Source organism: Megasphaera stantonii, assembly GCF_003367905.1.
Taxonomy (GTDB): domain Bacteria; phylum Bacillota; class Negativicutes; order Veillonellales; family Megasphaeraceae; genus Megasphaera; species Megasphaera stantonii.
This window is the reverse complement of the sequence record NZ_CP029462.1, coordinates 568,455-580,259: the sequence shown is the minus strand read 5'-3', so window position 1 is coordinate 580,259 and position 11,805 is coordinate 568,455. Positions and strand designations below refer to the sequence as shown.

Here is an 11,805-nt window from a genome sequence, read left to right as displayed (position 1 = left end):
GATAGAATACTAATTGTTGTATGTGTATATGGATATAAAATAGGAGGCGAAATAAGACATGATTAACGGTATGATTATTGATCCAAAGGACAATGTTGCTGTAGCAATTGAACAGATCAAGAAAGGCGATCTCATTACATATTTGAATTTTGAAAAGGAAGCTGTCGAGTTAACTGCAGCTGAAGACATTCAAATTTACCACAAATTTGCTATTCGGGATATTGCTGATGATGAACCGATTGTAAAATATGGAGAACATATTGGACATGCTGCCGGATTGGTAAAAAAAGGTGAACATGTTCACGTCCATAATGTTAAAAATGTTCGAGAAGATCTGGGTTAAAAGGAGGAGATGACATGAACTTTTTAGGGGCGAATTGTCAAGCTAAGTGCAACTTTTTAGAGTAATGTACTTCGTATGGCGTTTTGTATCCTAAACATTTTCGGGGACGGCGATTTAGTTCTGCAAAAACAGCTTGCACATAGGCTTCTGGAACGAGTGTGATGTCCGTCCCTTTCGGGAAATACTCTCGGACTAGGCCATTGGTATTTTCGTTGCTTCCCCGCTGCCAGGGCTGATGCGGCGGCGGGAAATAAAACGGCACGCCGTTCAAGGCCTCCGTGACAGCGGCATGATGGGCGAACTCTTTTCCTCTGTCCGGCGTAAGGCTTTTTACAGGTTGCCCTTGCAGTACCTGAAGCAATACCGTATTGACGGCTTGTGCTGTCTTTTTGGCTGCTTTGCCTCCTACCAGATACCGGCTCTTTCTATCTACCAACGTAACCAGACAGGCTTTTCCTGTCTTTCCTGCTATGGTATCACATTCCCAATGTCCTCGCCGGGAGCGGTTAGCGGCTCCTGCTGGCCGTTCCGAAATATCGTGAGAGATGGGAATAGAACCCCGTCGTTCCTGATATTGCCGGGTATGCCGGGATTTTCCATGATGCCGCAAGCGGCGGACCGCACCGCGGGACCCATGGGAGGACGACGTTTCATCAAACATACCGGCATATATGGCGCGGTAAATCGTTGCATAGCTAAGGAGTGCCTTCTGATGTTCCAGCTGCAAGCGTCCGGCAATTTCTTCTGGGGACCAATGATGCACCAGGAAGAGATTTTTAACCAATGCGAATAGCTCGGCATTCTCTAACCGCTTGTGAGGCTTGCATGCCTTACGGCGGCGGGCATACTGTTGTTGTGCGGTGATGGGCAGATACTTGCCGTTCACTGTATTTCTGCGTAGTTCCCGTGAGATCGTGGATTTATCTCGGCCGAGGGCCGCCGCAATTCGAGAGATAGAATAGGACTGCGCGCGAAAAAAGAGTAGATTTTCTCGTTCAGATAGAGTAAGATGATGATAGTGGCACATAGGTTTCCTCCGAGATATAGATTTTGTTTGGTAGCATTATTATATCAGAAACCTATGTGTCATTTTTTATAGGTGTTGCACTTGTATTGTAAATTCGCCGGATATAAAAGACCGGATGGCCGCGTTGGCGTACGCAATTACGTGTTAGTATTACCGGCAAGTGTTTGTGCAACTGATACAGCCCGTATTGTTTCTCAGCAGGTTCAGGGTACAGTCACTTTTCATAATCAAAATGGCTGTTCCCAAGTTCCGTCTGACCAACAGCTTACAATGGATATAATGGCAGGTTTCGCTGCTAATCCTAATATTTATGGTACTGTTGTTATATCGTTAGGTTGTGAAAACTGTCAGATGGATTTGGTTGTCAAAGCCATTCAAGAACGGACAAATAAGCCTATTAAGCAGGTTATCATTCAAGAATCTGGCGGAACGATCAAGGCTGTAGAAAAGGCTGTACGATATGCCAGAGAGATGGTAATTGAAGCCAGCATGGTTCAGCGGGAAGAATTTGATATTTCCCATTTAATTGTAGGTACGAACTGCGGTGGCTCTGACCCTACGTCGGGATTGGCTTCCAATCCGGTAGTTGGTGATCTGAGCGACCGTTTGGTTGATTTAGGTTCTACTTCTATTTTGAGTGAAACAACAGAATTTATTGGGGCTGAACACATTTTGGCTCGACGTGCTAAGAATGAAGAGGTTCGTAATCGTATTTTCGAAATTGTTCATCGCTATGAAAAAGCGCTTCAGCTCGTTGGTGAAGAAGTTCGGGAAGGCAATCCGTCTCCAGGTAACAAAGCCGGCGGCTTGACTACATTGGAAGAAAAATCTTTAGGATGTATTCATAAAGGTGGTCACCGAGAAATCAATGCCGTATATGATTATGCTAAACAAATTGATGAAAAAGGCCTGGTTATCATGGATACGCCGGGAAATGACTTTTCGTCTGTAGCGGGGATGGTTGCAGGCGGCTGCCAAGTTGTTGTCTTTACAACGGGACGAGGAAATGTCATGGGCAATCCTATTTGTCCTGTTATCAAACTTACTGGCAATAAGCTCACGTATGAGAAGATGGAAGATAACATGGATTTCAATGCTAGTCCTGTAATTTACGGACAAAAAACAATTGAAGAATTGGGTAAAGAATTGCTTGATTTGACGATTGAGGTAGCTAATGGCAAGCAGACAAAATCAGAAGCACTAGGTTTTATGGAAATAGCAATTGCTCGTGTATGTAATTATGTTTAAAAACTGAAAGTTGAGGAGCGTAACTTGTATGAAAAAAGCCGAATATTTTTCGCCAGTTGTAACTATTTTTGATCAAGATGGAAATGTTGATGCCAGTGGTAATAAACTCGTGTATGAACATTTAATTAAAGGCGGCGTAGATGGGATTGTTGTTATGGGCAGTTCGGGTGAATTTTTCGCTATGTCTATGGAGCAACGAAAGCAGCTGATTGATGTGGCAGTTTCTTGTATCAATCACAGAGTAAAGTTTTTAGTAGGAACAGGCTGCATGACTCCGAAGGAAACCGTTGAATTATCTAACTATGCTCTTCAAGCTGGTGCCGATGCTGTTATGATTATTGGGCCCTATTACTTTACCTTGGGAGCACAAAACATTGAATGGTATTATGACCAGATTCTTCCTCAGATTCAGGGCAATGTTTTCCTCTATAACTATCCCGGCGGTTCTGGATATGATTTGACTCCGGAAATTACATTGCGTCTTTTGCGCAAGCATAAGAACCTTGTAGGGTATAAGGATACGGTTGACAACTTTGGACATACAAGAGCATTGATTAATGCGACAAAAGGCGAGTTCCCTGACTTTATCGTAATGTCTGGATTTGATGAAAGCTTGATGCATACAATGCTGAGCGGAGGAAATGGATGCATTGGCGGGTTGTCAAATATTGCTCCCGAAGTATGTTCGGCTTGGGTAAAAGCTATTAATGATGGAAATGTAGCAGACATAGAAAAATACCAAAAAATTATTAATTCATTGATGAATTTCTATACGATTAACGAGCCATTCCTTCCTGCAGTAAAGACGGCAATGTCTCTGCGAGGATTGAATATTTCTACGCATTGTCTTGAATTTAATCCGATTACGGCGGAGCAAGTTCAGCAAGTAGAGAAAATTTTACAAGATAATGGCTTAAAATAATTATTTTGAAAGGAGAGAGCAAAATGGATGCTAACATTATTGCAAATTTGTGCCAGGATATTGCGATTCCCAAAATGGTAAAGGTAAAACAGCATTTTGATCCTTCGTATATTGCGCCTGAAGACATTCCGCAAGTTATTTGGAAGGAATTAGATCGGGATATCATAGCATCTCAGATCAAATCGGGAATGTCGATTGCCATTACCTGCGGCAGCCGCGGTGTTGCGAACATTGATATCATCATTAAAGCTGTTGTTGACTATGTAAAACAAAAAGGCGGAAGCCCCTTTGTATTTCCTGCTATGGGCAGTCATGGCGGTGCAACTCCGGAAGGTCAGCTTGAAATCGTTAATGGGTATGGTATTACGGAAGAAGCCATGGGATGTCCTATCAAAGCATCGATGGAAACGAAGCAGATTGGCGTTACTGATGATGGACGGCCTGTATTTATCGATAAATATGCTTCGGAAGCCGACGGCATTATTATGGTTGGCCGCATTAAAGCTCATACGCAGTTTGTAGGTCCGTATGAAAGCGGCCTCATGAAAATGGCTGTTATCGGCATGGGTAAGCAGCATGGTGCAGAAGGCGTTCATGAACAGGGCTTCCCTAAAATGGCTGAAAATCTGCAGCGATACGGTAAAGTTATTTTAAAGAATGCGCCTATTATTTGTGGCATCGGCACCATTGAAAACGCATTTGATCAGACCTATAAATTAACAGCACTTACACCTGATGAAATTATTGAACAAGAGCCGAGTCTTCTTTTGGAAGCCAAGAAAATAATGGGACATATTCTTATTGACAATGCTGATGTTCTCATTGTTGATGAAATTGGCAAAAATATCAGCGGTGATGGCATGGACCCGAATGTTTCCGGTACTTTGCCTCGTGAAACGGGTGTTCCTCGCGGTGCTGATGGCTCTGAACCGCGTATTGGTAATTTCAAAGCAAAACGTGTTGTAGTTCTTGATTTAACGGAAGAAACTCATGGTAATGCGAATGGTTTAGGTTTAGCAGATGTCACGACACAGCGGTGTGTAGATAAGATCATAAATGAAATGGCTTATCCTAATGCTATTACCTCTACTCTTCTTGAAATGGTTAAAATTCCGTTCTGGACTCCTAATGACAGATTGGCTGTACAAGCTGCTGTTAAAACCTGTGCAGGTGCTGATAAACTTCAACCTCGCATTATTCGTATTAAGAATACAATGGAAATTGAGGAAATTGAAGTTTCTGAAGTCTTGATTCCGGAAGTAGAAGCTAATCCTAATATGGAAATCATAGGGGAAGTAGCTCCTATGCAGTTTGATGAAAATGGCAATTTATTCTAAACGCTTGAATGGAGTGAAATAAGATGGCTGAAGCAATTGCTAAAAATATTCCGGGAAAACGATGGACTCGGATTATTCCGCCCTGTATTTTAGTTTACATTTTTGGTTTTATGGATAGAACAAATATTGGTTTTGCTATGGCTGGAGGCATGAGTGAAGAACTGCAGATGACTGCAACGCTCTCTGGTTTGGCAGCTGGTATTTTCTTCGTTGGGTATATGGTTCTTCAGGTTCCTGGCGGTGCATTGGCTGAAAAAGGACATGCTAAGAAGTTTATTGCTGGAGCTATCTTGGCATGGAGTATCATGTGTGTGCTGTTAGGTTTTGTTGATACGGCGGCGCATATGCTGATTCTCCGATTCCTTATCGGCGTTGCTGAAGGCGGTGTTTGGCCGGCAGTTCTCGTTATCCTCAGCCACTGGTTCCCTGCATCGGAACGCGGCAGAGCGAATTCGTACTTCATTATGAACATTGCTATCGCTTCTATCATCACAGGTCCTGTTTCTGGTTGGCTTGTAACGAGCTATGGCTGGCGTTCCGTATTCATCGTCGAAGGTCTCGTATCCTTGCTTTTGATCTTCGTATGGTGGCCGATGATTAGTGAAGATCCTAAAACGGCTAAATGGCTCTCAGAAGAAGAACGTAATTATATCGTCAGTGCACGTGAAGCTGAACAAGCTGCTATTAGCGGTGAAACCGGGAAGGTTTCTTTAGGACAGATTTTTGGCAGTCTTAACATGTGGAAATTGATTTTGATTTACTTTGCATACCAGACGGGGATTTATGGTTTTGCTATGTGGCTGCCTACCATTATTCGCGACTATGTGAAGCTTTTTCTGTAAATAACTGCCAGGTATAGGTCTTCTATGATACAATCTAAATCATAGGAGGCTTAGTATCATGGCAAGAGAAAAGAAACCGGTACATAAGGTCATTATGACCGAAGGAAAACGCAGCATTATTCAACAACTGTTTCAAGAATATGACATTCAATCCGCAGAAGATATTCAGGAAGCACTGAAAGACCTGCTGGGCGGTACCATCAAAGAAATGATGGAAACCGAGATGGACGAACACCTTGGCTATCAGAAATCCCAGCGGTCTGACAGCGAGGATTACCGCAATGGGTATAAGAGAAAGCGGGTCAACAGCCGGTATGGTACCGTAGATATCCAGGTACCGCAGGACCGCAACTCCACGTTCGAACCGCAGGTGGTCCGTAAACGGCAAAAAGATATCTCTTCTATCGACCAGAAAATTATCTCCATGTATGCCAAGGGAATGACGACCCGGCAAATTTCAGAAACGTTAGAGGATATCTATGGATTTGAGGCTTCCGAAGGCTTCATTTCCGATGTAACCGATAAAATCCTGCCTCAAATTGAAGACTGGCAGAAACGCCCGCTGTCGGAAGTGTATCCTGTCCTCTATATTGATGCCATTCATTATTCTGTCCGGGATAACGGAGTGATCCGGAAGCTGGCAGCCTACGTCATTCTGGGAATCAACATAGACGGACAAAAAGAAGTTCTGACGATTCAGGTCGGAGACAATGAGAGCGCAAAATATTGGCTTTCCGTGCTGAATGAATTGAAAAATCGCGGGGTAAAAGATATCCTGATTCTCTGTGCCGATGGCCTGAGCGGGATCAAAGAAGCCATCGCCGCAGCCTATCCTAACACGGAATACCAGCGCTGCATCGTACATCAGGTACGAAACACGCTGAAATATGTAGCAGACAAGGATCGTAAGCCTTTTGCCAATGATTTAAAGACTATTTATCAGGCTCCGTCTGAAGAACAGGCTTTGGAATCTCTGGAAAGGGTAACCAAAACATGGTCTGTAAAATATCCGAATTCCATGAAAAGTTGGAAGCAAAACTGGGATGCCATCTGCCCAATTTTCAAGTTTTCCATGAACGTAAGAAAAGTGATTTACACGACCAATGCCATCGAATCCCTGAATTCCACCTACCGGAAGCTGAACCGTCAGAGAAGCGTATTTCCAAGCGATACAGCGCTTTTAAAAGCCCTGTATCTGGCGACGTTTGAAGCCACCAAAAAATGGACCATGCCAATCCGAAACTGGGGACAGGTGTATGGGGAACTGAGCATAATGTACGAAGGCCGACTCCCAGAGTAACGCATAGCTGGCAAAAGCAGGCGAAAATCCTGTCTGTACTTGACATGTTCAGCATGTGTTGTTATATATAAACCATGAGCTGAAAGTTCTCAAATTCGCTTTCAGCTTACCGAGTATCATAGAAGATCTATGTTTACAGAGATTTTTTCACAGGCTCTTATTCGCGATCTTACATCTTCCAGCATGACAATGATCGGTTTCCTTTCGACCATTCCGTATTTTGCTTGCATGGCTGGTTTGTACATCTTCGGACATCTTTCTGACAGAAGCGGTAACCGTAAGAAATACGTTGCTCTTCCTCTGTTAGGTTTTGCTCTCTGCTTCTTGGCATCGGTATTGTTCCAAGCACAGCCTTGGGTATCCTTTGCTTTCCTTTGTGGTTGCGGGCTTTTCTTACAGTGCGCTTCCGGTATTTTCTGGACGATTCCTACGTTGCTTTTCCCGGCTAATGTTGCCGGTGGCTCCATGGGCATTATCAACGCATTGGGGAATTTGGGCGGCTTCGTCGGACCCTTTATCGTAGGTTATCTTACGACGCAGTTTATGTCCATTTTTGCTGGTGTTTATTTCTTGGCAGCCTGCTTATTTGCTGGCTTCCTGCTCACGCTGACATTGCCTAAGAAGACAGAAGGAAAATAATAAATATATAAAACGATACCATATGTCGTTTATGTGAAAAAGAGAGGATGTCTCGTTAATAAACGGCGGCATCCTCTCTTTTTATACTCTTTGATGTGGTATTTTTAATCGGTATTAGGAAGGAGAAATATATGTCTATTAAAAATTTGTATACAAATGAACCGCAAGGTATCTATGATGCCGTAACGCATGCAGACGGACCGAAGGGGACATTGCCCTTGACGCCGGATATGTTGAAAACATTACCTAGCGGAAACATTTTTGGCATGACTATGAATGCTGGTGAGGGTTGGAATACCGATACCTTAGCCAATGGCGATGTAATGATTATAAGCACAAAAGGCGGACTCCGTAATCCGGATGGCAGTCCGATTGCTGTTGGGCTTCATCAAGGTCATTATGAATTGGATATTCAGGTTGCAGAAGCGGCAGATGAAATTAAAAATATGGGATTAGTTCCTTACGCAGCCTTTGTTTCTGATCCTTGCGATGGCCGAACTCAAGGGACGATTGGCATGTTTGATTCTTTACCGTACCGCAATGATGCTGCTATTGTTATGAAAAGACTGATTCGTTCTCTTCCGACTCGTAAAGCTGTTATTGGCATTGCCTCCTGTGATAAGGGGTTACCGGCAACGATGATGGCTTTGGCCAGCATGCATGATATTGCTACAGTTTTAGTTCCGGGTGGTTCTACTCTGATGCCGAATAAAGGGGAAGACCTTGGTACAGTACAGACAATCAGCGTGCGCTTTGCTAATGGGGAATTATCTTATGAAGATGCTATTCGCCTTGGCTGCAGTTCTTGTGCAAGTTCTGGCGGCGGCTGTCAGTTCTTTGGTACAGCTGGAACCTCACAGGTAATTGGAGAATCTTTAGGCTTGGCGTTAACTCATTCTGCCTTGGCTCCGTCCGGATCTGTAATTTGGAAAGATATTGCCAGAAAATCGGCTATTGCAGCTGTTGAAATGGAAAAGAATGGTATTACGACTAAAGATGTCTTGACTGATCACGCTATTGAAAATGCTATGATTCTTCATGCAGCCTTTGGCGGTTCGACGAATTTATTGCTTCATTTGCCAGCTATTGCATATGCTGCTGGCTGCAGAAGACCAACTGTTGAAGATTGGGCACGTATTAATAAGGAAGTTCCTCGCTTGGTCAGTGTATTACCAATTGGACCGGTCAATTATCCGACAGCGGCAGCATTCTTGGCTGGCGGTGTTCCGGAAGTTATGCTGCATTTGCGCAAATTAGGCTTGCTGCATGAAGATGTAATGACAGTTACCGGCAGTACTCTTGGTGAAAATCTTGATTGGTGGGAAAATTCGGAACGGCGTCAAGCATGCCGCAAACGTTTGCAGGAAGTGGATAATCTTGATCCTAATGAAGTTATTTTCTCTCCTGAAAAAGCTAAAGAAAAGGGTATTGGTTCGACAGTTACGTTCCCTGTTGGCAATATTGCTCCGGAAGGCGCAGTTGTCAAATCTACAGCCATTGACCCGAGTGTAATTGACGATGACCATGTATTCAGACATACTGCTAAAGTTAAGGTATTTACTTCTGAAAAAGCTGCTATTACTGCTTTGAAAGAACCGGGCCGAATTGTTGCTGGCGATATCATGGTTGTCATGGGCGGCGGTCCGTTGGGAACAGGGATGGAAGAAACATATCAGCTGACGTCTGCTTTGAAGAATTTACCTTTTGGTAAACATGTGTCTTTGATTACAGATGCTCGGTTCTCCGGTGTTTCTACTGGCGCTTGCTTTGGACATGTTGGACCTGAAGCGTTGGCAGGGGGCCCCATTGGTAAATTGAGAGACGGCGATATTGTAGAAATTATTGTCGACACGGTTAAACTTGAAGGCAGTTTGAACTTTATCGGCACAGAAGATCAGCCTATGACCTATGAGGAAGGTGCTGCTGAATTAGCTAAACGTGAAACGAATCCGGATGTCCGTCCAGATGAAGATTTGCCGGATGATACGCGGTTATGGGCTGCGTTGCAGGATGTAAGCGGAGGCGCCTGGAAAGGCACTGTTTACGATGTAGATCAAATTATAAAAGTATTGAATGCAGGCAAAAAAGTATTAGGCTTATAAGTCCTAAATGAATTTGTTTGCAGAGAGTGTGTTATTTCAATAGTATAATTTGTTAACCCTCATAATCCATAAAATATATGATGAACTAACAAGGCATGCCTAACGGGTCTGAGACTCGCAGGGCATGCCTTGTTGGCGTGATGTAATATATCGTTTGCTTTATTGAACGGGTTATTTCAATACGAAGGTTTCAATGGCTTCGCCGACGGCTCCGTCGTTGTTCGTCGCGTCGGTGACGACGCTGCAGTATTGGCGGATTAGGGGATTTAAATTATGGACGCCTACGCTGAGGCCGGCGGCCTGGAGCATTTCAATGTCGTTGATATTGTCGCCGATAGCCATCGTTTCTTCAGGCTGTACGCCGAGCATGGCGGCTAATTTGAGGAGGGCAACGCCTTTCGTGACGCCCTTGTGCATGAATTCGATGTAGCGGTTGCTGGAAAAGCTGACCGTGATGTCGTCGAGAAGGGGCTTCATTTCGGCGTGGATTTCCTGCAGGCGGCTGTAGTCGGTGTGCATGATGATGAGCTTGCAGACTTCTTCCTTGCCGCGCAGGAAGTCGAGGGTCTTTTCCGCCGTCGGCACATAGGCCATGCGGCCGCGGAGAAAATCCTCTTCGTCAGGCGTGACGCCGCTGATGTATACGGTATCGCGTGTGTAAATGTGCATGCAAAGGCCGTAGGATGCGCTTTTGCGGTAAATCCTATCGGCTAGGTCGAAGGGAATCGGGTCCCAGAATAGGGAACGGTGCCCTTTGTTTTCCGTGATGCTGGCTCCGTTGAAGCCGATGACGTATTGTCCGGCTTCGTCGAACAGGTTCAGCGTTTTCAGGACGCCTTCGACGGAACGGAATCCCCGCCCCGTGCAGGGAACGAATTTGACGCCCTGGGCCTTTGCTTGGGCGATGGCTTCGATATTGCGGCGGCAGATGGAAGCGTCGCTGCTGAGCAGGGTTTCGTCCATGTCGCAGGCGATGATTTTATAGGTTAGCATGTAAGTACTCTCCTTTTTTTCTATGCAGTATACACATAGTCTAGCATGGAATGATTCCTTCTGCAAATGGTCAGGCCTTTAATTCGCTGACCAGCGTCGAGCCTAAGACGAGGACTGCGCCGATGATGCTGGTCATGCCGAGTGGCTCGCCGAGGACGACGGCCGACAGCAGGATGGCGAAAATCGGGTCCAGGTAGCTGAACAGGGCGATGGTCTGGGCTTTTAAGGACTGCATGGAGCCGAAGTAAAAGACGTAGGCAAAGCCTGTATGGACGACGCCGACGACGAGGAACATGGCCAGGCTGAAGGGAGAGGCGTCCAGAGCAGTGACGTTTTCTGTTAAGAGGACATAGGGCATCAGCAGCAGGGCTCCCAGACCAAGCTGGACGATGGTTTTATCGTAGGCGGCCATAGGCTTGATTTTTTTATTGAAGATGACGATGCAGGCGTAGCAGCAGGCGGCGCACAGGCCGAAGAACACGCCGGTCATGTTGGCGCTGCCGCCTTCCTGGCCAATGCCCGATACGAGGACCATGCCGGCCAGCGCCGTCAGGACGCAGAGAAATTTGCGGGCCGTCAGCTTTTCTTTCAGGAAAATCGGCGAGACCAGGATGACGATGATCGGGGCCATGTAATAACATAGCGTCGCCGTTGCGATGGACGTGTAGCGGTAGGCTTCGAAGAGGAAGGTCCAGTTGCCGCACAGGGCCGCGCCGGACAGGCAGAGGAGAAGCAGGTTTTGCCGGATATCCGGCCAGGATATGGGGATGCCCTTGCCTTTGATGAACAGAAATAAAAAGGCCGTGCCGATGATGCCGCGGCCGACGGCGATGACGCTGGACGGCAGGGGGATGTAGCGGACGAAAATGCCGATGGTACCGAAGATGAGCATAGCTAAAATCATCATGGATTTTGCTTTGTTTTCGAGCGTATCCGGTTGGTTCATGAAAATCTCCTTTACAGCATAGAGTTATTTGTGAAGACGCGCCTTGTTTTTTGCGGCGCTTTCCATTACTATTATAATATAGAATTACTAATATTGGGAGTGAACG

General features: G+C 45.3%; 11 protein-coding genes. 8 read left to right on the top strand and 3 right to left on the bottom strand.

Features of this window, described 5'->3' with window-relative positions; genetic code table 11:
* Positions 1–58: 58 nt before the first annotated feature.
* Positions 59–343, top strand: a complete 285-nt coding sequence (locus DKB62_RS02795; protein WP_107196459.1) for a UxaA family hydrolase — start codon at positions 59–61, stop codon at positions 341–343.
* A 37-nt stretch (positions 344–380) separates the two neighbouring features.
* Here the strand turns inward: DKB62_RS02795 and DKB62_RS02790 are convergent, their stop codons facing one another.
* The gene (locus DKB62_RS02790) at positions 381–1,370 is read right to left on the bottom strand and encodes an IS30 family transposase (protein WP_107196804.1); all 990 of its coding nucleotides are present in this window, start codon (positions 1,368–1,370) and stop codon (positions 381–383) included.
* 72 nt (positions 1,371–1,442) lie between these two features.
* On the opposite strand from DKB62_RS02790, the gene DKB62_RS02785 reads away from it, so the two are divergent.
* From DKB62_RS02785 to DKB62_RS02755, 7 genes are all read left to right on the top strand, one after another.
* A complete protein-coding gene (locus tag DKB62_RS02785; RefSeq protein WP_269148085.1) occupies positions 1,443–2,618 on the top strand; it encodes a UxaA family hydrolase in 1,176 nt (391 codons plus the stop codon).
* A 28-nt stretch (positions 2,619–2,646) separates the two neighbouring features.
* Complete coding sequence (locus DKB62_RS02780; RefSeq protein WP_107196799.1) at positions 2,647–3,540, top strand: dihydrodipicolinate synthase family protein; 894 nt, start codon at positions 2,647–2,649, stop codon at positions 3,538–3,540.
* A 23-nt stretch (positions 3,541–3,563) separates the two neighbouring features.
* Positions 3,564–4,877 carry a nickel pincer cofactor-dependent isomerase, group 22 gene (locus tag DKB62_RS02775; RefSeq protein WP_107196798.1) on the top strand — a complete coding sequence of 438 codons (1,314 nt, stop codon included), beginning with the start codon at positions 3,564–3,566 and terminating at the stop codon, positions 4,875–4,877.
* Positions 4,878–4,900: 23 nt separating this feature from the next.
* Complete coding sequence (locus DKB62_RS02770) at positions 4,901–5,719, top strand: MFS transporter (RefSeq protein WP_107196797.1); 819 nt, start codon at positions 4,901–4,903, stop codon at positions 5,717–5,719.
* A gap of 58 nt (positions 5,720–5,777) precedes the next feature.
* The gene (locus DKB62_RS02765) at positions 5,778–7,019 is read left to right on the top strand and encodes an IS256 family transposase (RefSeq protein ID WP_107196844.1); all 1,242 of its coding nucleotides are present in this window, start codon (positions 5,778–5,780) and stop codon (positions 7,017–7,019) included.
* A gap of 129 nt (positions 7,020–7,148) precedes the next feature.
* Positions 7,149–7,658 carry an MFS transporter gene (locus tag DKB62_RS02760; RefSeq protein WP_107195710.1) on the top strand — a complete coding sequence of 170 codons (510 nt, stop codon included), beginning with the start codon at positions 7,149–7,151 and terminating at the stop codon, positions 7,656–7,658.
* A gap of 131 nt (positions 7,659–7,789) precedes the next feature.
* Positions 7,790–9,760, top strand: coding sequence for a YjhG/YagF family D-xylonate dehydratase (locus DKB62_RS02755; RefSeq protein WP_095629403.1), 1,971 nt, complete (start codon positions 7,790–7,792; stop codon positions 9,758–9,760).
* 171 nt (positions 9,761–9,931) lie between these two features.
* Here the strand turns inward: DKB62_RS02755 and DKB62_RS02750 are convergent, their stop codons facing one another.
* Positions 9,932–10,753: a Cof-type HAD-IIB family hydrolase gene (locus DKB62_RS02750; protein WP_087478114.1), complete on the bottom strand. Its 822-nt coding sequence runs from the start codon at positions 10,751–10,753 to the stop codon at positions 9,932–9,934.
* A gap of 70 nt (positions 10,754–10,823) precedes the next feature.
* A complete protein-coding gene (locus DKB62_RS02745; RefSeq protein ID WP_198643465.1) occupies positions 10,824–11,699 on the bottom strand; it encodes a DMT family transporter in 876 nt (291 codons plus the stop codon).
* Between the last annotated feature and the right edge of the window lie 106 nt (positions 11,700–11,805).

Bases quoted from the DNA above. Each gene is read 5' to 3' on its own strand.
- DKB62_RS02795 (WP_107196459.1), top strand. From the start codon at position 59: ATGATTAACGGTATGATTATTGATCCAAAGGACAATGTTGCTGTAGCA.
- DKB62_RS02790 (WP_107196804.1), bottom strand. From the start codon at position 1,370: ATGTGCCACTATCATCATCTTACTCTATCTGAACGAGAAAATCTACTC.
- DKB62_RS02780 (WP_107196799.1), top strand. From the start codon at position 2,647: ATGAAAAAAGCCGAATATTTTTCGCCAGTTGTAACTATTTTTGATCAA.
- DKB62_RS02775 (WP_107196798.1), top strand. From the start codon at position 3,564: ATGGATGCTAACATTATTGCAAATTTGTGCCAGGATATTGCGATTCCC.
- DKB62_RS02770 (WP_107196797.1), top strand. From the start codon at position 4,901: ATGGCTGAAGCAATTGCTAAAAATATTCCGGGAAAACGATGGACTCGG.
- DKB62_RS02765 (WP_107196844.1), top strand. From the start codon at position 5,778: ATGGCAAGAGAAAAGAAACCGGTACATAAGGTCATTATGACCGAAGGA.
- DKB62_RS02760 (WP_107195710.1), top strand. From the start codon at position 7,149: ATGTTTACAGAGATTTTTTCACAGGCTCTTATTCGCGATCTTACATCT.
- DKB62_RS02755 (WP_095629403.1), top strand. From the start codon at position 7,790: ATGTCTATTAAAAATTTGTATACAAATGAACCGCAAGGTATCTATGAT.
- DKB62_RS02750 (WP_087478114.1), bottom strand. From the start codon at position 10,753: ATGCTAACCTATAAAATCATCGCCTGCGACATGGACGAAACCCTGCTC.
- DKB62_RS02745 (WP_198643465.1), bottom strand. From the start codon at position 11,699: ATGAACCAACCGGATACGCTCGAAAACAAAGCAAAATCCATGATGATT.